Source organism: Luteimonas sp. RC10, assembly GCF_014192745.1.
In the GTDB taxonomy this organism is placed as follows: Bacteria; Pseudomonadota; Gammaproteobacteria; order Xanthomonadales; family Xanthomonadaceae; genus Luteimonas.
This window is the reverse complement of the sequence record NZ_JACHYJ010000003.1, coordinates 253,925-275,265: the sequence shown is the minus strand read 5'-3', so window position 1 is coordinate 275,265 and position 21,341 is coordinate 253,925. Positions and strand designations below refer to the sequence as shown.

At 70.3% G+C, this 21,341-nt stretch carries 24 protein-coding genes; 13 read left to right on the top strand and 11 right to left on the bottom strand.

Translation table 11 applies throughout. From position 1 onward, the window contains the following. The first annotated feature begins 14 nt into the window (after nucleotides 1-14). Together FHW73_RS08155 and FHW73_RS08150 are read left to right on the top strand one after the other, a co-directional pair. Nucleotides 15-410: a MerC family mercury resistance protein gene (locus FHW73_RS08155; protein WP_183426205.1), complete on the top strand. Its 396-nt coding sequence runs from the start codon at nucleotides 15-17 to the stop codon at nucleotides 408-410. Between the two features lie 110 nt (nucleotides 411-520). After that, nucleotides 521-703, top strand: a complete 183-nt coding sequence (locus FHW73_RS08150; RefSeq protein ID WP_047137582.1) for a 30S ribosomal protein THX — start codon at nucleotides 521-523, stop codon at nucleotides 701-703. Nucleotides 704-833: 130 nt separating this feature from the next. Here the strand turns inward: FHW73_RS08150 and FHW73_RS08145 are convergent, their stop codons facing one another. From FHW73_RS08145 to FHW73_RS08135, 3 genes are read right to left on the bottom strand one after another with little or no spacing between them, the layout of a single operon-like run. Then, nucleotides 834-2,054, bottom strand: a complete 1,221-nt coding sequence (locus FHW73_RS08145; RefSeq protein ID WP_183426204.1) for a dipeptidase — start codon at nucleotides 2,052-2,054, stop codon at nucleotides 834-836. 22 nt (nucleotides 2,055-2,076) lie between these two features. Next, on the bottom strand, nucleotides 2,077-3,300 hold the full coding sequence (hutI, locus tag FHW73_RS08140; RefSeq protein WP_183426203.1) for an imidazolonepropionase: 1,224 nt from the start codon (nucleotides 3,298-3,300) through the stop codon (nucleotides 2,077-2,079). Beyond that, nucleotides 3,287-3,460 carry a hypothetical protein gene (locus FHW73_RS08135; RefSeq protein WP_183426202.1) on the bottom strand — a complete coding sequence of 58 codons (174 nt, stop codon included), beginning with the start codon at nucleotides 3,458-3,460 and terminating at the stop codon, nucleotides 3,287-3,289. The genes hutI and FHW73_RS08135 overlap by 14 nt, the downstream gene beginning before the upstream one ends. Nucleotides 3,461-3,519: 59 nt before the next feature. Between FHW73_RS08135 and FHW73_RS08130 the strand changes: the two genes are divergently transcribed. Together FHW73_RS08130 and ubiM are read left to right on the top strand one after the other, a co-directional pair. After that, complete coding sequence (locus FHW73_RS08130) at nucleotides 3,520-4,767, top strand: formimidoylglutamate deiminase (protein ID WP_183426201.1); 1,248 nt, start codon at nucleotides 3,520-3,522, stop codon at nucleotides 4,765-4,767. Between the two features lie 96 nt (nucleotides 4,768-4,863). Then, the gene (ubiM, locus tag FHW73_RS08125) at nucleotides 4,864-6,048 is read left to right on the top strand and encodes a 5-demethoxyubiquinol-8 5-hydroxylase UbiM (protein WP_183426200.1); all 1,185 of its coding nucleotides are present in this window, start codon (nucleotides 4,864-4,866) and stop codon (nucleotides 6,046-6,048) included. A 64-nt stretch (nucleotides 6,049-6,112) separates the two neighbouring features. On the opposite strand, the gene FHW73_RS08120 is transcribed toward ubiM, so the two are convergent. From FHW73_RS08120 to FHW73_RS08110, 3 genes are all read right to left on the bottom strand, one after another. After that, nucleotides 6,113-6,649: a methylated-DNA--[protein]-cysteine S-methyltransferase gene (locus tag FHW73_RS08120; protein WP_183426199.1), complete on the bottom strand. Its 537-nt coding sequence runs from the start codon at nucleotides 6,647-6,649 to the stop codon at nucleotides 6,113-6,115. Then, on the bottom strand, nucleotides 6,646-8,166 hold the full coding sequence (locus FHW73_RS08115) for an AlkA N-terminal domain-containing protein (protein ID WP_183426198.1): 1,521 nt from the start codon (nucleotides 8,164-8,166) through the stop codon (nucleotides 6,646-6,648). Before FHW73_RS08115 ends, FHW73_RS08120 begins: the two co-directional genes overlap by 4 nt. 98 nt (nucleotides 8,167-8,264) lie before the next feature. Then, nucleotides 8,265-9,515 (bottom strand): ectonucleotide pyrophosphatase/phosphodiesterase, encoded by a 1,251-nt coding sequence (locus FHW73_RS08110; RefSeq protein ID WP_183426283.1) that lies wholly within the window; start codon nucleotides 9,513-9,515, stop codon nucleotides 8,265-8,267. A gap of 242 nt (nucleotides 9,516-9,757) precedes the next feature. On the opposite strand from FHW73_RS08110, the gene FHW73_RS08105 reads away from it, so the two are divergent. Further along, nucleotides 9,758-10,075 carry a hypothetical protein gene (locus tag FHW73_RS08105; protein ID WP_183426197.1) on the top strand — a complete coding sequence of 106 codons (318 nt, stop codon included), beginning with the start codon at nucleotides 9,758-9,760 and terminating at the stop codon, nucleotides 10,073-10,075. Nucleotides 10,076-10,136: 61 nt separating this feature from the next. Here FHW73_RS08105 and FHW73_RS08100 read toward each other — a convergent pair whose 3' ends face one another. Continuing rightward, a complete protein-coding gene (locus FHW73_RS08100) occupies nucleotides 10,137-10,898 on the bottom strand; it encodes a ThuA domain-containing protein (RefSeq protein ID WP_183426196.1) in 762 nt (253 codons plus the stop codon). 105 nt (nucleotides 10,899-11,003) lie between these two features. Here FHW73_RS08100 and hutU point away from each other — a divergent pair, with 105 nt between their 5' ends. The 8 genes from hutU to FHW73_RS08060 all read left to right on the top strand — a co-directional run bounded on the left by hutU (nucleotide 11,004) and on the right by FHW73_RS08060 (nucleotide 19,452). Continuing rightward, the gene (hutU, locus tag FHW73_RS08095) at nucleotides 11,004-12,677 is read left to right on the top strand and encodes a urocanate hydratase (RefSeq protein WP_183426195.1); all 1,674 of its coding nucleotides are present in this window, start codon (nucleotides 11,004-11,006) and stop codon (nucleotides 12,675-12,677) included. Between the two features lie 140 nt (nucleotides 12,678-12,817). Further along, nucleotides 12,818-14,530, top strand: a complete 1,713-nt coding sequence (locus FHW73_RS08090; protein ID WP_183426194.1) for a leucine-rich repeat domain-containing protein — start codon at nucleotides 12,818-12,820, stop codon at nucleotides 14,528-14,530. A 108-nt stretch (nucleotides 14,531-14,638) separates the two neighbouring features. Beyond that, the gene (gene msrB, locus FHW73_RS08085; protein WP_183426193.1) at nucleotides 14,639-15,103 is read left to right on the top strand and encodes a peptide-methionine (R)-S-oxide reductase MsrB; all 465 of its coding nucleotides are present in this window, start codon (nucleotides 14,639-14,641) and stop codon (nucleotides 15,101-15,103) included. A gap of 140 nt (nucleotides 15,104-15,243) precedes the next feature. Then, nucleotides 15,244-16,611 (top strand): MFS transporter, encoded by a 1,368-nt coding sequence (locus FHW73_RS08080; RefSeq protein ID WP_183426282.1) that lies wholly within the window; start codon nucleotides 15,244-15,246, stop codon nucleotides 16,609-16,611. Nucleotides 16,612-16,782: 171 nt separating this feature from the next. Then, nucleotides 16,783-17,151 (top strand): hypothetical protein, encoded by a 369-nt coding sequence (locus FHW73_RS08075; RefSeq protein ID WP_183426192.1) that lies wholly within the window; start codon nucleotides 16,783-16,785, stop codon nucleotides 17,149-17,151. A 358-nt stretch (nucleotides 17,152-17,509) separates the two neighbouring features. Continuing rightward, nucleotides 17,510-18,025 (top strand): MgtC/SapB family protein, encoded by a 516-nt coding sequence (locus FHW73_RS08070; protein ID WP_183426191.1) that lies wholly within the window; start codon nucleotides 17,510-17,512, stop codon nucleotides 18,023-18,025. Between the two features lie 91 nt (nucleotides 18,026-18,116). Then, on the top strand, nucleotides 18,117-18,932 hold the full coding sequence (locus FHW73_RS08065; RefSeq protein WP_183426190.1) for a hypothetical protein: 816 nt from the start codon (nucleotides 18,117-18,119) through the stop codon (nucleotides 18,930-18,932). 283 nt (nucleotides 18,933-19,215) lie between these two features. Beyond that, complete coding sequence (locus FHW73_RS08060) at nucleotides 19,216-19,452, top strand: hypothetical protein (protein ID WP_183426189.1); 237 nt, start codon at nucleotides 19,216-19,218, stop codon at nucleotides 19,450-19,452. A 54-nt stretch (nucleotides 19,453-19,506) separates the two neighbouring features. Here the strand turns inward: FHW73_RS08060 and FHW73_RS08055 are convergent, their stop codons facing one another. The 4 genes from FHW73_RS08055 to FHW73_RS08040 all read right to left on the bottom strand — a co-directional run bounded on the left by FHW73_RS08055 (nucleotide 19,507) and on the right by FHW73_RS08040 (nucleotide 21,284). Continuing rightward, a complete protein-coding gene (locus FHW73_RS08055; protein WP_183426188.1) occupies nucleotides 19,507-19,770 on the bottom strand; it encodes a hypothetical protein in 264 nt (87 codons plus the stop codon). 167 nt (nucleotides 19,771-19,937) lie between these two features. After that, nucleotides 19,938-20,186 carry a hypothetical protein gene (locus tag FHW73_RS08050; RefSeq protein WP_183426187.1) on the bottom strand — a complete coding sequence of 83 codons (249 nt, stop codon included), beginning with the start codon at nucleotides 20,184-20,186 and terminating at the stop codon, nucleotides 19,938-19,940. 98 nt (nucleotides 20,187-20,284) lie between these two features. Next, the gene (locus FHW73_RS08045) at nucleotides 20,285-20,674 is read right to left on the bottom strand and encodes an MAPEG family protein (RefSeq protein WP_183426186.1); all 390 of its coding nucleotides are present in this window, start codon (nucleotides 20,672-20,674) and stop codon (nucleotides 20,285-20,287) included. Nucleotides 20,675-20,744: 70 nt separating this feature from the next. Further along, a complete protein-coding gene (locus FHW73_RS08040; RefSeq protein WP_183426185.1) occupies nucleotides 20,745-21,284 on the bottom strand; it encodes a type 1 glutamine amidotransferase domain-containing protein in 540 nt (179 codons plus the stop codon). Nucleotides 21,285-21,341: the final 57 nt, after the last annotated feature.

Below are 21,341 nucleotides of genomic sequence, written 5' to 3'. Positions count from 1 at the left end.
ATCCCCCAAAAGACATGCCTGCACACGATTCCGCCCTGCGACGGGCCGACCGCGTCGGTTTCGCTGCCTCGTTCCTCTGCGCAATCCATTGCGCCTTGTTGCCGCTGGCGCTTGCGTTGCTGCCTGCGCTGGGTTTGAACCTGGGCGGCTGGGTGGACATCGACCAGGCGTTCGTCGTGTTCGCGACGCTGCTGGGCCTGACCACGCTGACACTGGGGTATCGCCGGCATCGCGTGTTCCGCGCCTGGTTCCTGCTGCTGCCGGGCCTGGCGCTGGTGTGGGCGGGTGCGTTCACCCACCTGCACGACCACACGTTCACCCATGCGGTGGTGATGACGATCGGTGGGCTGCTGCTGGCCGGCGCGCACCTGCTGAACCTGCGGCTGACCCATCTTCACGGCGCGCGCTGACGCGTCGCCGCAGCGTCGGCCGCGTGCTAGAATCCGCGGTCTTGTGCGCCCGTCGGGCGCACATTCGCGTCTACCGCATTCAATACTCGCAGGACATCAGGAGCAGATTCATGGGCAAGGGCGATCGCAGAACCCTCAAGGGCAAGCGCTACAACGCGAGCTACGGCAATTCCCGTTCGAAGGGCGTCGTCAAGGCCGCTGGCACCGCGACCGCACCGGTCGCGAAGAAGACCGGCACCAAGACCGTGGCCAAGGCCCCGGCCAAGAAGGCCGTCGCCAAGAAGGCCTCCTGACGTCGGGCCCCAGGTCCGGCGCTTGGCGCCCGGACCGGGCCGACTGCAGGACGCGACCGGCGGCGACGCCGGTCATGCCGAAAGCCCCGCCCAGGCGGGGCTTTCGCGTGTCACGGGCCGGGCTGCCGCTTCAGCGGCCGGCGCCGGCCTCGACCTCGGTCCAGACCCGCAGCAGGTTGCCGCCGAGGATCTTGCGGATGTCGGCGTCGGTATAGCCGCGCGCCTGTAGGCCGGCCACGAGGTTGGGGAAGTCGGACACGTCGCGCAGGCCCTGCGCCAGCGCACCGTCTACGCCATCGAAGTCCGAGCCCAGGCCCACATGGTCGACGCCGAGCAGGCGTACGCCATGGTCGATCTGCTGCAGCACAGATTCGAGCGGCGTCTGGCGCGTGGGATGCGCGGCGGCCCAGTCGTGCTGGAACTGGGCGGCATCGAGCGCCGGTTGTCCGGCAGCGACGCGCTTGGCGTTGTCCGCGTCGAAGGCCGCGACCGCATCGAACCAGGCCTGGGTGTCGGCGGCGGTCTGCGCATCGACGAACGCGGTGCCGAACGGGATCTGTACCACACCGCCCTTGGCGGCGATGGCGCGGGCGAGCGCATCGCTGATGTTGCGCTCGAAGCCCGGCGTGAAGTGCCGGAATGCCGAGTGGCTGGCGATCACCGGCACCGTGCTCAGCGCGATCGCCTGCTCGGCCGCCGCGTCGGAGACATGCGAGACATCGACCATGATCCCGAGCCGGTTCATCTCGGCGACGACTTGGCGCCCGAATGGGCTCAGCCCGTTCCAGCGGCGCGCTTTGCCGTAGGACGAATCGGCGACCCGGTTGGCCGCACTGTGCGCGAGCGTGATGTAGCGCACGCCGCGGTCGAAGAAGGTCGTGAGCTGCGCCAGGTCGTCGCCGATCGGCGCGGCGTTCTCCATCCCCAACGGCAGCAGCACGCGTTGGCTGCCGTCCGCTGCGGTGCGCAGGCGGTCGACATCGCGGGGCGAGCGCAGGATCGCGAAGCGGTCGGGATGGCGCGCGGTCAGTGCCTCGACCGCGTCGATCTGCCGGTGGGCGATCTCGCGTGCGGTGCCGGCAGCGTCCTGCCCGGCCGAGGTATAGATCGACATGAAGGCCACATCCAGACCGCCGGCGCGTGCGCGTGGGTAGTCGAACTCGCGGTCGGGCGCGGCCTCGCCGAGGTCGGCCCAGCGCTCGAGCAGCACACCGGGTGCGTCGATGTGGGTGTCGACGATGATCGCGTCCTGGGCCAGCCGGCGTGCGGCCTCATCGGCCTGGGCATGCGCCTGGGCAGCGGCCACGGTCAGCAGCGGGGCCAGGGCGAGGGCGAGTGGAAGCAGGCGCATACGGATGGGTCCTTGAGGTGGGTCAGGGCAGACGGCGGCCGGCGGCGAAGGCCATCTCGAGCATCGGGCCGCCGAGCCAATAGACGAGTTCGGCTGGCTGCGCGAGGCGCCAGCAGGCGAAGTCTGCGCGCAGGCCCGGCACCAGGCGTCCGCGATCGGACAGTCCCAGCGCACGCGCCGCGTGCACGGTCGCCCCGCGCAGGGCTTCTTCGGGGGTGAGCCGGAAGTGGGTGACCGCCAACTGCATGGCCTGGCGCAGCGACAGCAGCGGCGAGGTGCCGGGATTGCAGTCGGTCGCCACGGCCATCGGCACGCCGGCGGCGCGGAATGCATCGAGCGGCGGCAGCCGGGTTTCGCGCAGCACGTGGAACGCGCCGGGCAACAGCACCGCGACCGTGCCGGCAGCCGCCATCGCCTCGACGCCGGCCTGCGAGGTGTGCTCGACATGGTCGGCCGACAGACCGCCGAACGCGGCCACCAGCGCGGCGCCGTCGCCGTCGCTGAGCTGGTCGGCGTGCAGTTTGACCGGCACGCCGAGCGCGCGCGCGACCTCGAACACCCGGCGCGTCTGCGCCGCATCGAAGGCGATGCGCTCGGCGAACGCATCGACCGCGTCCACCAGGCCCTCCTGGTGCAGGCGCGGCAGCCACGCGCAGACCGCGTCGATGTAGGCGTCGCCGCGCCCGGCGTACTCAGGCGGCAGGGCATGCGCGCCGAGGAACGTCGTGCGTACGGTGATGCCCAGCGCCTGGCCGATGCGCCGGGCGGCGCGCAGCATCTTGCGTTCGTGGTCGAAGTCCAGGCCATAGCCCGACTTGATCTCCAGCGTCGTTGCGCCGTCGGCGAGCAGCGCACGCGCACGCGGCAACGACTGCACGAGCAGCGCATCCTCGTCGGCGGCGCGGGTTGCGCGCACGGTGGAGACGATGCCCCCGCCGCTGCGCGCGATGGCTTCGTAACTCACGCCCTGCAGCCGTTGCTCGAACTCCGCAGCGCGGTCGCCGCCGAACACCAGGTGGGTGTGGCAGTCGACGAGCCCCGGGGTCAGCAGGCCCTCGGCCTCGATCACCCGCTCGGCCAACTGCGCCGCCGGCGCGGGCAGCGCGGCGCGCGGGCCGACGTGCACGATCGTGCCGTCGTGCCAACCCAGCGCGCCGTCCTCGATCAACCCATAGCCGGCGTCGTCGGCCAGCGTGACCAGCGTCGGCCCGACGATCAGCCCATCCCAGCGTTCAGTCGCCCCCATCGTCGCCTCCGTCGTTGTCGTCGCGCCCGTCGAAGCCATCGCCGTTGTCCAAGCCGCCACCGCCGCGTTGCTTGTGGCGCCGGGCGCGCCTGCGCGACCACCACGAGAACGTGCCGTATGCGGCGAGCACCCGCAGCAGAACACCCCACGCGTCGGGCACGCGATGCTCCCCCCGGGCAGACAGGCTAGCCTAGCGCACTCGCTTCCGGAGTCGCCCCGATGTCACACCTTCCGCCGGTCCCGATCCAGCGCACGTCCGCAGGCTGGCGCCTGCCGGGCATCGCCAATCTGCACTCGCATGCGTTCCAGCGCGCGATGGCGGGCCTGGCCGAGGTCCAGACCGATCCGGCCGATTCGTTCTGGACCTGGCGCGAGACGATGTACCGGATGGCCGCGCGCTTCGATCCCGACACACTGCGCGCAGTCGCCACCCAGCTCTACGTGGAGATGCTCGAAGCCGGCTATACCACGGTCTGCGAGTTCCACTATGTGCACCATGCGCCCGACGGCCGACCGTATGCGCCGGCATCGGCGATGGCCGATGCGCTGATCGAGGCGGCCGAGACGACCGGCATCCGGCTGACACTGTTGCCGGTGCTGTACATGACGGGCGGTTTCGACGGGCGGCCGCTGGGTCCGCGTCAGCAGCGCTTCGGCCACGATGTCGATGGCTATCTGCGGTTGTTCGCCGATCTGCATGCACGCCAGGGCGCGGGCCTGCGCGTGGGCTGCGCGCTGCACAGCCTGCGTGCGGTCCCGCGCGATGCGATGACGGCGGTGCTGGCGGCACTACCGCCGGAGGCGCGCGTGCACATCCATATCGCCGAGCAGACCGCCGAGGTCGACGACTGCATCGCGGTGCGCGGGGCGCGTCCTGTGGCCTGGCTGCTCGACCATGCGCCAGTCGATGCACGCTGGACGCTGGTCCATGCGACCCACCTGGACGCGGACGAGATCGCCGGCATCGCGCGCAGCGGTGCGACCGTCGCGCTGTGTCCGACGACCGAGGCCAATCTCGGCGACGGCCTGTTCCCGCTGCGCGCCTATTTCGATGCGGGCGGTGCCTGGGGCATCGGTTCGGACTCCCATATCTCGGTGTCGCCGGTCGAGGAACTGCGTTGGCTGGAGTATGGCCAGCGCCTGGTCGGGCGTCGGCGCAACATCGCGGTCGGGCCGGCCTCGGCAAGCGTCGGTGCGACCCTGCTCGCCGGCGTGGCCGCCAGCGCCTCGTCCGCGACCGGGTTCGCGCAGCGCGACGATGCCGTCGTGCTCGATGCCGATACGCCGCTGCTCGCCGGTGCGACGCCGGCCGACGTCGCCGATCGCTGGCTGTTTGCCGGCAACCGGCCGCTGGTACGCGAGGTCGAGGTCGCCGGTCAGCGGCTGGTCGTCGACGGACGCCACCGGCTGCATGCGCAAGCGGCGCAGGGTTACGCCGAAGCGATGCGCCGGCTGCTGGCGCAGTGACAGCGAGGTGCCGCCTCGCAGCTTGATTCAGGTCAACGCGGGGCGCTGGCCGGCGTCGGTATCCTGCCGGCATTGTTCGTTGCTGGAGTTGTGCGCATGCAGGTCGATATCGCCATCGTCGGAGCCGGGCCGGCCGGCTTGTGCTTCGCCCGCGCGCTGGCCGGTACGGGGCTGAAGATCGCGCTGATCGAGCGCCAGTCGCGCGAGGCGATCGCCAAGCCTGCATTCGATGGCCGCGAGATCGCGTTGACCCATGGCTCCCGCCGGATCATGGAGACCCTGGGGCTGTGGGCCCGGCTCGATCCGGCGCAGATCTTCGACCTGCGCGATGCCCGCATCCTCAACGGCGACGCCGACACCGGCCTGACGATCACTGCCGGCGACGGCAACGGCCGCCAGCTCGGCTGGCTGGTGCCCAATCACCAGATCCGGCAGGCGGCGTTCGATGCGGTCGACGGCCTGGCGAATGTGGAATTGATCTGCGACACCGCGGTGCGCGGCGTCACCCACCGCAGCGACAGCGTCGAGCTCGCCCTCGATGGCGGCAAGACCGTGGCGGCGCGCCTGCTGGTCGCCGCCGACAGCCGGTTCTCGGACGTGCGCCGCATGCTCGGCATCGGCGCGCGCATGCGCGACTTCGGCAAGCGCATGCTGGTGTGCCGCGTCGCGCACGAACGCCCGCACGACCACGTTGCCTGGGAATGGTTCGGGCATGGCCAGACGATGGCGCTGCTGCCGCTCGATGCGGGCAAGGCGTCGGTGGTGCTGACCCTGCCGCCGGAGGCGATGGCGCAGGTCGAAGCGATGGACGATGCCGCGTTCGCGGCCGACATCCAGCGCCGGTTCCTCGACCGGCTGGGCACGATGACCACGGTCGGCACGCGCCATGTCTATCCGCTGGTCGGCGTTTATGCCGATCGCTTCGTCGCCGAGCGCGCGGCGTTGATCGGCGATGCCGCCGTCGGCATGCATCCGGTCACCGCGCACGGCTTCAACCTCGGCCTGCAGGGCGCCGAACGCCTGGCCGACGGTATCCGCCGGGCGCAGGACGCCGGGCGCGACATCGCCGGACGCGCGGTGCTCGCACGCTTCCAGCGCCAGCATCGGGTGGCGACGTGGCCACTGTTCGCCGCGACCGGCATCGTCGCCAGCCTCTACACCGACGACCGCGCGCCGGCGCGCCTGGTCCGCAGCGCCACGCTGCGCATCGCGCAGCAGCTCACCCCGTTCCGGCGTCTGATTGCCGCGCACCTCACCCAGGAACGGCCGGCGCTGCGCTGAGACGCGTGCGGCCGCGGGCCCGCGATCGTCGCGCGCAGCGCTGGGTCGATTCCAGGCAGGCCGGTTACGCGGCCGGCGCTGTCGCTTGCGCGGCGAACAGACCTTCGGCGGTCGGTAGCGCACCTTCGAGCTCGAGCAGGAACTGTTTCGTCGGCACGCCGCCGGCGAAGCCGGTCAGCGCACCACTGGCGCCGATCACCCGGTGGCAGGGCACGACGATCGGGATCGGATTGCGCCCGTTCGCGGCGCCGACCGCACGACTGGCGGTCGGCCGGCCGAGCTCGCGTGCCAGTCCCACGTAGCTGGTCGTGGTGCCGTAGGGGATGCGCGCGAGCGCCTGCCAGACCTCGCGCTGGAACGCGGTGCCGTCGGCGGCCAGCGGCAGATCGAAGCGCCGCAGCCGCCTGGCGAAGTAGGCGCGCAGTTGTGCCGCCGTCTCGCGCAGCAGCGCGTGGTCGCCGGCCTGCCAGTGCGCGCGCCCGCGCAGCGGCGGCCGTGATTGCGGGAAGTCGATCGCGTGCAGGCCGGCATCGGAGGCGGCGAGCTGCAACGGACCGATCGGGGTGTCGAGCACGGTGGTGAAGACGGGCGGGATGGTCATCGGGGGCTCCGGGAGCGGGTGGCGGCGGGCGGGGCCGACAGCGCGGCATCGCGCCACAGGTGGAAGACCGCGTAGCCGCGCCAGGGCCGCCAGGCCTGTGCGCGTGCCTGCAGTGCGCGCGCGTCGAGCCGGCTGCCATCGGTGGGTACGGCCTTCTGCAGCACGAGATCCTGTGCGGGAAACGCGTCGGGATGGCCGAGCGCGCGCAGCGCGATGTACTGCGCCGTCCAGGGGCCGATACCGGGCAGCGCAGTCCAGCGGGCGACGGTCTCGTCGAGCGTGCGCGCCGGGTCGAAATCCACGCGGCCGTCGAGCAGCGCCGCGGCGATCGCGCGGATCGTCGCGATGCGGCTGCCGATCAGGCCGAGGCCGTCGAAATCGCCATCGACCAGTGCCTCGGGCGTCGGGAACAGATGGGCGAATCCCTGGGCGGCCAGCATCTCGGGCAGGGGGTGGCCGAAGCGCTGCGACAGCCGTGCGGTCAGCGTGCGCGCGGCGGCCACGCTGACCTGCTGGCCGATCACCGAACGGACCGCGATCTCGAACCCGTCCCAGCCGCTGGGCAGGCGCAGGCCCGGCCGGGCGCGCAGCAGCGGCGCCAGCCGGGGATCCTGCGCCAGGTGCGCGGCGATTGCAGTCGGCTCGGCATCGAGATCGAACATCCGCCGCACGCGCCGCACGGTGTCCTGCAGCCGCGTCGGCGCGATGCCGTGCAGTTCGAGCCGCAAGGCATGCGCCGGGCCGGCCGCCGTGGCCGGCCAGTGCGACACGCGCAGCCAACCTGCCGCCGCCGCGTCGCCGACGACCCGGGTGTAGCGGGCCTCGTCGATGCGCTCGATGCCGGGCAGCGCGCGGCTGCGCAGGAAGTCCAGCATCGCGGCGAAGTTGTACGGCGGCCGGTAGCCGAGCCGGAGCACCAGTCCGTCGCTCGCAGCGGCCACCCCGGGCTGCCGGCGCAGATCGCGCGGCGCCATGCGATAGGCCTCGCGGAATGCGGTGTTGAACCGGCGCAGGCTGGCAAAGCCGGCGGCCAGCGCGACTTCGGTGACCGGCAAGGCGGTCTCGGTCAGTAGTTGCTTGGCGAACAGCAGACGGCGCGTGCCGCGTACGCCGATCGGCGCTGCGCCCAGGCGCTCGACGAACAACCGCCGTAACTGGCGTTCGCCCAGGTGCAACTGCGCCGCCAGCGCCGCCAGCGGCGCGTCGTCGAGCACGCCGCGATCGATCAGCGCCAGTGCGCGCGCCACGACATCGTCGCCGCGGTGCCAATGCCCGTCGCCTGGTGCCAGTTCCGGGCGGCAGCGCAGACAGGGCCGGAAGCCATCGGCCTGGGCCGCGGCCGCATTGGCGTAATAGGTCACGTTCTCGGCCCGCGGCGGCGGCGCCGGACACACCGGGCGGCAGTAGATGCCGGTGGTGCGCACCGCGGTGAAGAACACCCCGTCGAAGCGCGCGTCGCGGCTCAGGCGCGCCTGTTCGCAGACGGCGGGATCGGGCAGGGGGGGAGGCGACGACATGCCCGCAGGCTAGCACTGCGCCCGACGCAGAACTGGCCGTTTTCGGACACGAATGTGGGGCGCGCGGCCCGCCCCAGCAGGAGGCGCCGCCGCCGCGTTCAGCGGGGATTGCCGGGCCGCAGCGCGGGCAGCAATGTCGCGGCGTTGCCATCGTGATCGGCCGGTGCCACGCCGATCAGCCGGGCCAACAACGGGTAGACGTCGACGTTGTCGAAGCCGTCCAGGACGACGCCGTCGCCGAATGCCGGGCCGTGCGCGATGAACACCGCGCGCATCGACGGCAGCGCCGGATCGAAGCCATGCGAGCCACGTGGCCCGGCATCGCGCGTGGCGACGGTCTCGCGCGGCAGCGCGTCCCAGCCCTCGTGCATCTGGCAGACGATGGGCGGCACGCGCGGATGGCGGCCGTAGGCCCAGCGCGCCGGCAACGCCTCCTTGCGCCAGCAGTCGTAGCGCGGGTGCACGCCGAGCAGGCGCGCGGCGACCGCGGCCTCGTGACCGGGAAGGGGCGCGATGCCCACGACCTGGCCGACCGAGACCACGCGCGCCTCCTCGGGCGCCACCATGTCCTCGACCGCGATGACGTGACCGGGCGCGACCTCGGCCATGCCGTGGTCGGAGACGACGACGATGTTCGTGCGATCGAACACGCCGTGCGCGCGCAGGCCGGCGACGAGCCGGCCGATCGCTGCGTCGACCTGGCGCAACGCCGCATGCGTCTGCGGGGCGTTGGGGCCGTCGTGGTGGCCGGCCGAGTCCACATGCTCGAAGTACAGCGTCGCCAGCCGTGGGCGGGTGGCATCGGGTTCGGACAGCCAACCGAGCACCGTGTCCACGCGCGTGTCGAGCGGGCGGGCCTTGTCGAACGGCAGCCAGCGTGTCGGTCGCACGCCACGTACCGGCGCCTCGCTGCCGGGCCACGACAGCGTGGCGGTCGCCAGCCCGGCGTTCTCGGCGGTCACCCACAGCGGCTCGCCCTCGTTCCACCAGGCCGCGTTCTCGACGGCGGTGCGGTCGGACAGCTTGAAGTCGCCCAACACGGCGTCATGCATCGAGTTGTGCACGATGCCATGGCGGTCGGGGCGCAGCCCGGTCACCAGCGTGTAATGGTTGGGGAAGGTCAGCGACGGATATGACGGCCGCATCCAGCCATGCACACCGCCGCGCGCGAGCGTGTCGAGATGCGGCGTCTCACCGCGCCCCAGATAGTCGGGGCGCACGCCGTCGAGCGAAATCAGCAGCAGCGTGGGCCGCGGATCTGCGGCAGCGGGCGACGCGGCGCGGGTCGCGCAGCCCACCAGCACGAGCACGCTGCAAAGCACCACGGAGACAAGAACAGACGGCGCCATCCGGCGCGCAAGCGCAACATCGATCATCCCCACAGGATACCGAGCCCAGATGACAGCCCAAAGCCAGAACCGGGGTCAGAGTGCAATTTCAGTGGGCACGCACTGGGATCCCGTTGGCTGGGAAATTGCACTCTGACTCCGGTTTTCGTGTTTCGGGGAAACTGAACGTTCAGCGGACGCAGACCACGCGGTGGGGCGGGGCGCGTATCGTGCGCAACAGGATCAGCAACCGGGAGTGCGCGATGAACAGCAAATGGTGGATGGCGGCGCTGTGCGCCGGTCTGGCGCTTGGTGCGGTGTCGCATGGCGCCCTGGCGCAGCAGCAGGAGGAAGAGGAAGAAGCGATGCGCGAGCGCGGTCAGCGTGCCAGCCCGTCGGATCGTTTCTGCGTGCGTGAGACCGGCTCGCGCGTGACCGCGGCGCGCAATGCGCGCTCCAAGCGCGCCGAGCAGGAATGCGTCGACGGTGGCGGTCGGGTCTATACGCGCAGCGACATCGAGCGCACCGGCTCGGTGGACGTCAAGGATGCCCTGCGCCGGCTGGACCCGTCGGTGTTCTGAGCGCCATCCAAGTGCGTGATCGCGAAACGCCCGGCATGTCCGGGCGTTTCCCTGTCCGGGCTCAGCAGGCGTCGGCCTGACCGGTCGTCCAGCGCAGCCCCTGCAGCAGATGCGCGCCGAATACCGGGTCGGCGTACAGCGCCGGGTCGTGGCCAAGCCCGGTGTACCAGGCGCGGCCACCGGCGCGCGTGTGACACCACGCGATGGGGTGGTCGTCGCCCATACCACCGCTCGCATGCGAGTGCGGGTCGATGGATGCAATCACCCGCACGTCCGCACGGGGATTGCGGCGGTAATCGTAGATCTCATCGACGACCTGCCAGTCGCGCAGGCCCAGGGGCGCAGGCGTCTGCTCGAACACCACGCGCACCGCCTGCAGTCCCTCGGGGTGGCGCGCGAACCAGGCGCCGACCAGGTCGCCGTACCACGGCCAGGTGTAGCCGCTGTCGGCGGCGGCATGGATGCCGAGGTAGCCGCCGCCGTGGCCGACATAGCGTTCGAAGGCCGCCTGCTGGTCCGCATCGAGCACCTCGCCCGTGGTGTGCGCGAACACGACTGCGCGGTAGCCGGCCAGCGTCGCGTCATCGAAATGCATCGGGTCCTCGCTCGCCTCGATCTCGACGCCGGCCTGCGCGCCGAGTGCGCGCAGGGTCGCGATCGTCGTGGGGATCGCCTCGTGGCGATAGCCCGCAGTGCGGGTGAACACCAGCACGCGCGGGACGTCGGTCTTGGCGGGAGACGCCGCGGGGGCAGGCAAGGGCGACGCGTCGACGGTGGTGGACGCAGCAAGCACGGCGGCGATGGCGAGCGAGACGGGGCGCATGCGCGCGAGCATAGCGGCCGACGGCCGCGGCGTTCACGCCGCAGCGCGTCAGGCCGTCCGGTGTGCCGGTGCGATAATCGCGCCATCGCCCTATCGAGTGCCGCCATGACCGACGCCTCGCGCCACGACCCCTCCCGCACGATCCGCGCGCCCCGCGGCAGCGCCCTGACCTGCCGTTCGTGGCTGACCGAAGCGCCGTTCCGCATGCTGCAGAACAATCTCGATCCCGAGGTCGCCGAACGCCCGGAGGATCTTGTGGTCTACGGCGGCATCGGCCGTGCCGCGCGCGACTGGGCCTGCTTCGATGCGATTCTCGAGACGCTCAAGACGCTCGAGGACGACCAGACCCTGCTGGTGCAGTCGGGCAAGCCGGTCGGTGTGTTCCGCACCCATGTCGATGCGCCGCGCGTGCTGATCGCCAATTCCAATCTCGTGCCGCACTGGGCGACGTGGGAACACTTCCACGAACTCGACCGCAAGGGCCTGGCGATGTACGGCCAGATGACCGCCGGCAGCTGGATCTACATCGGCAGCCAGGGCATCGTGCAGGGCACGTACGAGACCTTCGTCGAGATGGGCCGCCAGCACTACGGCGGCGACCTGACCGGCAGGTGGATCCTGACCGCGGGCCTGGGCGGCATGGGCGGGGCGCAGCCGCTGGCTGCGAGCTTGGCCGGCGCGTGCTCGCTGACGATCGAGTGCCAGCAGAGCCGGATCGACTTCCGACTCAAGACCCGCTACGTCGACGAGCAGGCCACCGACCTCGACGACGCGCTGGCGCGCATCGCGCGCTATACCCAGGCAGGCGAGGCGAAATCGATCGCGCTGCTCGGCAATGCCGCCGAGGTCCTGCCCGAACTGGTGCGGCGCGGCGTGCGTCCAGATTGCGTGACCGACCAGACCAGTGCGCACGACCCGGTGCACGGCTATCTGCCGATCGGCTGGACGGTCGAGCGCTGGATGGCTGAGCAGGCCGCCCATCCCGACGCGGTGCGCGACGCGGCCAAGGCCTCCATGCGCGTCCATGTCGAGGCGATGCTGGCCTTCCACGCGCAGGGCATCCCGACCGTCGACTACGGCAACAACATCCGTCAGATGGCCAAGGACGAGGGGCTGGACAACGCCTTCGATTTCCCCGGCTTCGTGCCGGCCTACGTGCGTCCGCTGTTCTGCCGCGGGATCGGCCCGTTCCGCTGGGTCGCGCTGAGCGGCGATCCGGAGGACATCGCCAGGACCGACGCCAAGGTCAAGGCGTTGATCCCCGACGACCCGCACCTGCATCGCTGGCTGGACATGGCCGCCGAGCGCATCGCCTTCCAGGGCCTGCCGGCGCGAATCTGCTGGGTCGGGCTGGGCCTGCGCCACAAGCTGGGCCTGGCGTTCAACGAGATGGTGCGCAATGGCGAACTCAAGGCGCCGATCGTGATCGGCCGCGATCACCTCGATTCGGGCTCGGTGGCCTCCCCGAACCGCGAGACCGAGGCGATGCGCGATGGCAGCGACGCGGTCAGCGACTGGCCGCTGCTCAATGCGATGCTCAACGTCGCCGGCGGCGCGACCTGGGTGTCGCTGCACCACGGCGGCGGCGTCGGTATGGGCTACTCGCAGCATTCGGGTGTGGTGATCGTCTGCGACGGCAGCGAGGCCGCCGACCGGCGCATCGAGCGCGTGCTGTGGAACGACCCGGCGACCGGCGTGATGCGGCATGCGGATGCCGGCTACGCCATCGCCGCCGATTGCGCGAAGGCGCAGGGTCTCGATCTGCCGATGCTCGGCTGACTGTGGCCCCCTGACGCGCGGCGCGCGCGGTCGGGCAGGGGCTGCGCCCGGATGGAAGGAAGCATGCGCCGGGCGTATCGTGCGTGCGGCGGCTCTGAACACCAGGTCAGAGGCAAGGTCCGACAATGGGGAGCGCGGCAATGAAGCGAATCGAGTGTCTGGCCGCATGCGCGGTGTGGCTCGTGGGCGTGGTGCCGGTGGCCCTGGCGGCGCCGGTCGAACGCGGGACGGTCGTGCAGGTCTGCAATGCCGCCAGCCCCTACACCCACCTGCGCGACGGGCCGAGCGCACGCCAGTATCCGGCGACGGCACGGATGCCCAACGGGCAACGCCTGCGCGTCGAGGACACCACCACCACGCCGGAGGGGTATGGCTACCATCGCGTGAGTCTGCTGGACGCGCGCGGCGGCACGTTGCGCAGCGGCTATGTGCACGATCAGACGGTGCGTGCGCGATGTGACCTGCCGACAGCGCCGGATGCGGCGCTCGCGCGCCTCGCAGCCGCCCTGGCAGCCGACAATCCCGGCATCGCCGCCGCCGACATCATGGCGGTCAATGCCGGCTTCGACGGCAAGACGCTGGATCTGATGCAGCTGCCGCAGTTGCACGATCTGTCCGCGCTGGCGGCCCTGGACGGACTCGAGTCGATCGACCTCAGCCGGTCCGGCGTGGTCGATGTCGCGCCGCTGGCGGGCCTGCGCTCGCTCAAGACCCTCAGTCTGTACGAGACCGCGGTGCACGACATCGCGCCGCTCTCGGCGCTGCGCACCCTGGAAACGCTCAACCTCCATGGCACGCGGATCGGCGACCTGGACGCGCTGTCGGGTCTGCCCGCGCTGCGCACGCTGTACCTGACGAGCAGTCTGGTGCGCGACATCTCCGCACTCGGCACATTGCCCGATCTGCGGGTGCTGACGCTGTCGGAGACCGAAGTCCAGGATCTCTCGCCGATTGCCGCGCTCGGCGAACTGCGCCTGCTCAACCTCGCCAGCGCAGGTGTGCGCGATATCGGGTTCCTGCGCGGCAAGCCCGTGCTCAGGACGCTGGATCTGGGGAACAACGCGATCGATGACCTGTCGCCGATCGCTGGACTTCCCGCGCTCGAAAGCGCTTTGCTCAACAGCAATCCGTTTACTGACATCGCGCCGTTGGCGCGGCTCACGACGCTCAAGGTCTTGTCGCTGGCCAACAGCCAGGTCGTGGATTACCGGCCGCTGGCCGGACTGACGGGGCTGACCGAACTCGGGCTTGCCGGCAGCACGATCGCCGACCTGACGCCGCTGGCCGGCCTGCGGCAGCTCGAATGGCTGGCGCTGGGGTCGACCCGGGTCGCGCGCATCGATGTCGTCGCCGGGATGCCGGCCCTGCGGCTGTTGCATCTGCACGATACCCAGGTCGCCGCGCTCACGCCGGTCGCGGGCCTGCGCCGGCTCGAACGGCTGTCGCTGAGCAATGCACCGGTGCAGGACATCTCGGCGCTGACCGACCATGCCCACCTCATCGACCTGGGCCTGCGCGGAACGTCGGTGACCGACTTCTCGGTGATCGCGGAATTGACCGCGCTCCAGACCCTGGACCTGGCCGACACCACGTTCGACGACATGGCCGCGCTCGCCCCGTTGCGGCTGCTCGAAACGCTGGACCTGTCACGGACCCCCGTCGACGATGTCTCGGTGCTGGCCGGGCTGCCCAGCCTGCGCTGGCTGACGATGGAGGAGACGCGGGTGCGCGATGTGTCGCCGCTGCGCGCGATGCACGGCCTGCGCACATTGCGACTGGCGAAGTCGCCGGTCGAGGATGTCGGGGTGCTGACACCGCTGGTGGATGCAGGACTCGACCTGCGGACGAAGTAGCCAGCGCCATCTGGGAGCGCCAGGCGGCGGGAGGCGGGCTGGCCGGGGCTTGCAATGCGATCGGTGCATCGCCAGCTTGTGGAAGGTCGATCTCCATCGGAGCATGCCGTGTCCTCGTTTGATCTGCGTCCGCCCAGCGCCGCCGAGCGCACCGCCCTGGAAGCGGGCCTGTCCGCCGACGAGCGTCGCGTGCTGCTGCAACACGGCACCGAAGCGCCGTTCTGCGGCGTGTTTCTCGACAACAAGCGCGAAGGCACCTATTGCTGCCGGCTGTGCGGCCTGCCGCTGTTCCGCTCCAGCGCCAAGTTCGACTCGGGTACCGGCTGGCCCAGCTTCTTCGCGCCGATCGACGAAGCGCATATCGGCCGCATCCGCGACACCAGCCACGGCATGATCCGGGTCGAGGAGGTCTGCGCGCGCTGCGGTAGCCACCTGGGTCACGTGTTCCCCGACGGACCGCCGCCGACCTATGAGCGGCACTGCCTCAACTCGGTATCGCTGTCGTTCGTCGCGACCGGCGCGCCGCTGCCCGACCCGCTGGCGCGCGGCGGTGCGGAGGCAGCGCCGGCCTGATCGCCCACGTGTAGGCGAGGGCGGCTGCCGCCAGATCACGCGATTGCGTGGTCCACGGACGCGTCGCGTTTGCCGACATGGTCTTGCGGTCCGCGTTCCTATACTCGCCCGCCCCGACTCGGCGAGCCTGCCCCATGCGTGTGTCCAGCGATCCTGCGTCTTCCGCCGCGCCCAGCGCGACCCGTCCCGCCAGCCTGCGCCGGTCGGTGTCGAACACGCTCAAGGGCTCGGCCGGCAATCTTGTCGAATGGTTCGACGTCTACGTCTACTCGGTGTTCGCGGCGTACTTCGAGTCGCAGTTCTTCTCACCCGAGGACAAGAACGCCACGCTCTACGTCTGGGGCATCTTTGCGATGACCTTCCTGATGCGCCCGATCGGCGCTTGGTACTTCGGCCGCTTCGCCGACCGTTACGGCCGGCGCCTGGCGCTGACGGTTTCGGTGTCGATGATGGCGGGCTGTTCGTTCGTCATCGCGATCACCCCGACCGTCGCCACGATCGGCATCGCCGCGCCCATCATCCTGCTGCTTGCGCGTCTGGTGCAGGGCTTCGCGACAGGCGGCGAGTACGGCGCCAGCGCGACCTACATGTCCGAGGCCGCGATTCCCGGCCGCCGCGGTTTCCTGTCCTCGTTCCACTACGTGACCCTGGTCGGCGGCCATGTGCTGGCGCAGGCCACGTTGCTGGCGATGCTGTTGCTGCTCGACACCTCGCAGATCTCCGAGTGGGGCTGGCGCCTGGCCTTCGCGCTGGGCGGCGTCGCGGCGATCGTGGTGTTCTGGCTGCGGCGCACGATGGACGAGTCGCTGGAGACCGAATCGATCGAGGCCGCCAAGACCGGCGGCGCGCGCGCCTCGGGGTCGCTGCGCGAGTTGTTCGTCAACCAGTGGCGTCCGCTGCTGCTGTGCTTCTTGATCACCGCCGGCGGCACGATCGCGTTCTACACGTATTCGGTCAACGGCCCGAAGATGATCCAAAGCGCGTTCGCCGGCGGCGATGCGATCACCGGCACCTGGATCAACCTGGCCCTGCTGGCCTTCCTGATGGTGCTCCAGCCGGTCGGCGGCTGGCTGTCGGATAGCATCGGTCGCAAGTCGCTGCTGGTGTTCTTCGGCATCGGTGGGGTGCTCTACACCGGCTACATGGTGACCGCGCTGCCGCAGCAGACCGATGCGCTGTCGGCGTTCCTGATCCTGGGCGTCGGCTTCGTGATCCTGACTGGCTATACGTCGATCAACGCGGTGGTGAAGGCCGAACTGTTCCCCATCCACGTGCGTGCGCTGGGGGTCGGCCTGGGTTACGCGCTGGCCAACTCGGCCTTCGGCGGGACCGCCCCGGTGCTCTACCAGGCTGCGCTCAAGTCTGACCAGGTCACCGCGTTCGTGATCTACGCCACGTCGGTGATCGCCGTGTCGCTGGTGGTCTACGTGTTCTTCCTCAAGAACAAGGGCGCGAACTGGCTCGACGACGCGCAGGCCATGCGCGAGCGCGGGCAGGGCGGGCGCTGAGCGCGATGCGCTGAGGCGATGGCACACCCCCGCCCCAGCCCTCCCCCGCAGGCGGGGAGGGTGCCAAGCCGGGGGGCGGGCGCATGACGAGGCGGCCGGCGCGCGCTCTGCTGCCGGATTCACATCGTCGGTTCTAGACTCGCCCTTCCTTCGTCTGGCGAGAGCCCACCCATGTTCAAGCGCATCGTTCCCGTCCTGCTCATCGCCCTGCTGGCTGCCTGCAGCGCGCCGGCCGAGCGCGACACCGTCCAGCCCAAGGCCGGTCCCGAGGTCGCATCGGTGACCAACGAGGCCGACTGCCTGCAACGCGGCGGCGAGTGGAAGCAACTGGGGCGGGCGCCGGTGCCGCAGTGCCTGCTGCAGACCGTCGATGCCGGCAAGGCGTGCACCGACAGCCAGCAGTGCCAGGGCCAGTGCCTGGCGCCGGAAGGCACCGTCGACAGCGCGCGAGTGCAGGGCCAGTGCAGCGTCGACACCAATCCGTTCGGCTGCCAGCAGCGGGTGCGCGACGGCGTGGCCTGGACGATCTGCGTCGACTGACCCGGCGCGGCCGGCGCGGCGCCATGTGACCAACGGGGACGGCGGACGCCGTCCCCGTTTGCATGCCAGGCCCCGAGACCGGGGAGGACGGCAGACTGTCGATCCGCACGTTCGGTCGGCCATGCGCTGCCTGCATGTCGCGCCGCCTGGCATGGAATGATCGGCGCCCACAGGACCCTTCGAGACGTGCGCGCCCTTTCCAGCAGCACGGCGCGCGTCGGGGGCAAGGCGCAGCGCGCGCCATCACCGCGGCCAGACCCGCCGCGCGCTAGCGTCCTGCGCACATCCCCTCACGGAGTGCCCCGATGCCGACCGCGACCTGCGTCGTTCGTCCTGCTGCCGCTGGAGGCCATGTGCGATGAGCGTGCTCGATCAAGTGCTCGATGCCGTGGCGCGCGAACTGGCGCTGCCTGATCCCGACACCTTGACCACCATCGTGGTGCGCGTGCTGGTGGCCGCGCTGCTGGGTGGCATGGTCGGCTGGGAGCGCGAACACAAGGGCCGCGCCGCGGGCTTGAAGACGCACATCCTGGTCTCGATCGGCTCGGCGCTGTTCGTCCTCGCGCCGCTGCTGTCGGATATCGACGGCGCCGAGGTGACCCGTGTGATGCAGGGCATCGTCTCGGGCATCGGCTTTCTCGGCGCGGGCGCGATCCTCAAGCTGGACAAGGGCGAGCGGATCGAGGGCCTGACGACGGCGGCCGGGGTGTGGATGACCGCGGCGATCGGCATGGCGGCTGGCATGGGCCAGGAGATGGTGGCGCTGGCGACCACGCTCGTCGCGTTGCTGGTGGTCGGCGCGCTGCCGCGGCTGCAGCGCCCGCGTGCTGGTGCGGGCCGACGCAATGTCGATATGGCCGGGCGCGACAGCTGAACGCAACGGGCGCGCATTCCCGATTTCGCCACGGCGGCTTCATCGCCCGACCCGCACGGTGCTTGTTCATTCGAGCAACGGAGCCAAGCACATGACCAAGCACGACGATATCCGCGATGGCGGACGCGATCTCAACCGCGATCCGATCACCAAGACGCCCGGCGCCCATCCGGTCGGCGTGGGTGTGGGCGGCACCGCGGGCGGCATGGCGGCCGGCGCCGCTACCGGAACCGTATTCGGGCCGGTCGGCACGTTGATCGGTGCGGCGGTCGGCGTGGTCGCCGGGGCGGCGATCGGCAAGGGCGTGGCCGAGCGGATCGATCCGACCGGCGAAGTGGAGTACTGGCGGCAGGCGCATCGCGACCGCCCTTACGTCAAGCCGGGGCATGACTACGACCGCGATTACGCGCCCGCCTACGGCTTCGGCCTGCAGGCCCGCGAGGCGGACCGGACCCGCGGTTGGGACGAATCGGAGGCACAGCTGCGCCGAGATTGGGAGTCGGCCAAGGCCGAGTCGAAGCTGGCGTGGGAAGACGCGCAGCCGGCCGTCCGCGATGCCTGGGAACGGACGGATCGGACCTACGATCTGTACCGGCGCAGCGACGACTACTACGCGAAGGCATTCGAGAACGCGCCGTATCGCAACGCCGACGACCGCTACGAGGATTACCAGCCGGCATATCGCTACGGTGCCTATGCGCGTTCGCGGCATGCCGATCGCGGCTGGGACGACACGCTTGCAGGCGAATTGGAACGCGACTGGGCGACACGTCGCGGCACGTCGCGCCTGGAATGGGACCGCGCCAAGGCCGCGGTGGAGGACGCCTACGTGTCGCATGACCGCTACACCAGCGGCGAGTACACCGGCAGCGGCCGCGACGACAACGATCGCTTCCGGGTCCGCTGACGTTCCAGCTCCCCCAAGCACCACCAGTTCCGCAGACACCAAGCAACGGGCGCATTCTTGGCGGAATGCGTCCGTTGTTTGTTGCAGAATCCGAGTCCGGGCCAGGGTATCGGCTTGGGGATGTCACACGATGTCATCGTCGCTCCGCCCGCAGGTGCGCGTCGCGGGCGGGTGCCAGCCTTAATGACGACAGCGACCTCCCGTGGCCGGAAACGCGTATTCACATCGCGCCGCGCGCGCCTCGTGGACCATCGCGTCATTCCAACGTGCAGGAGATGGCTTCATGAGTGGACAGGGTTCGGCCGGCAATGTCATCGCCGCCATCTGCAGTTTCATCGTGCCCGGCCTCGGGCAACTGGTTCAGGGCCGGCTGCTGTCGGCGGTGCTGTGGTTCCTGGCCGGCTGCATCGCATTCGCGATCACCTGGCTGCTGACGGTCTCGCTGCTGCCCTTTGGCTGGTTCATCGTCAGCGTGTTCTCGTGCATCAACGCGGCCCTGTATCGCCGACCTGGGATCTGACCACGCGCCATGCACGGTGCCCGGGGCCGAGGACGGCACCGGGCACACGTGCATTCACTTCGGCTCGCCGTTCTCCACGCCGGTATCGCTGCGGACGTCGTCGGCGAACGAATGACCGTCGGCATCGCGATCGCCGATCTGGTCGTCGAGTTCCGGGTCGAGCAAGTCGGCCTGGTCGTCGAGCCCGATGTTGTCGATCGCCGACTGTGAACGCGGGTCCTTCAGTGCCGGCCCACGCGTTGCAGGCAGATCTTCGCGGTCGCGCAGCGACGATTCCTCGCTCGGGGCATTGGGGCGGGTGGGGTTGGCCTTGCTCATGAGGGTCTCCGGTCTGCGGTGGAGACACTATCGACGCGACCACGTCATGCGCGCGGCAAGAGGGTGTGTGCGCCACGTGGTGACCGGTCTGTGGTGATCGGTCACGCCGGCATCGTGCGTGATCGCGTACCGCGACGCCTTGTCGTCGAGGCGATGCCGCGCAGGCATCAGACGGCGCGGCTGACCTGGCCGGTTGCGGATGTGCGACGACGTTCGCGACGCGGGCGCGCGTCGTGCGCATGCCAGGCCGCCTGCACGTCGGCGCGAACGTCGTGCCAGGCACGCAGGCGGCCATCGAACTCCCAGACCCGCCGCAGCACCGGCTCGATCTCTTCCCAGGGACGCTCGGGGTACGACGCGCGTCCATTGCGACCCAGCGAAAGCACGAGCATGTGATCGGATTCGGAACGGGCCATCTGCGTGTTGCCGGGAACTTGGGAGCGCGCAGGCTAAGGTGCGGATCGTCTGTTTTCCGTGAATCCAATGTTGGATTTCGATGACAGCGCGGACGCGTTCAGAACAGCCCCGCCAGCACCATCACCAACCCCACGATCGCGACCGTCCAGATGGCGCTGCGCAGGTAAGGAATGCCGATGCCGTAGACCGGCAGATAGGCCACGCGCGCCCACAGGTAGAGCTGCGCGCCCAGTGCGGTGGTGGCGTCGGCGCGACCGGCCAGCACCACCGCCAGCACCGCGGCCGCGAAGAACGGAAAGGTCTCGAAAAAGTTGCGGCTCGCGGCCGACAGCCGCTGCGCGGCGCCAGTCAGCGGCGGCACTGCGCCATCGCGGTTGCCTGCGTTCCAGGCCAGGCCGCGTTGCGCAGTCGAAAATCCGGCCGCGACCAGGACGTGAACCAGGCCGAGGACGATCGACCCGGCCAGCATCTGCAATTCGATCGTCATCGGCGTGGTCTCCAGCTTAGTGTTCAGAGCCGGGCGATCAGAGCCCGGCATTCAGGCATGGCCTCGAGGATCAGCCTGCGACGGCCTTGACGATCGCGGCGTTGAACGCCGGGATGTCGTCGGGCTTGCGGCTGGTGATCAGGTTGCCGTCGACGATGACCTCCGCGTCCTGCCAGTCCGCGCCGGCGTTGACCAGGTCGGTCTTGATCGACGCCCACGAGGTGACCTTGCGGCCCTTCGCCAGGCCGCTTTCGACCAGCAGCCAGGGGCCGTGGCAGATCGCGGCGACCGGCTTGCCGCTCTGGCCGAAATTGCGCACGAACGCGACCGCATCGGCGTCCTTGCGCAGGTTGTCGGGGTTGATCTGCCCGCCGGGCAGCACCAGCGCGTCGTAGCGGCCGGGATCGGCCTTGGACAGCGATACGTCGACATCGACGCTGCGGCCCCAGTCCTTCTGGTCCCAGCCCTTGATCGACTTGGCATCGCCGGGCGATACGACGTCGACGCGGGCGCCGGCCTCGCGCAACGCCTGCAGGGGTTTTTCGAGCTCCGACTGTTCGAAGCCGTCGGTAGCGAGAATGGCGATCGTCTTGCCGTCCAGGGTCTGCATCGGGGGTCTCCAACGGGGGATCAGGAGCGCCCGATGCTAGGGCGCGGGCGGTCCTGC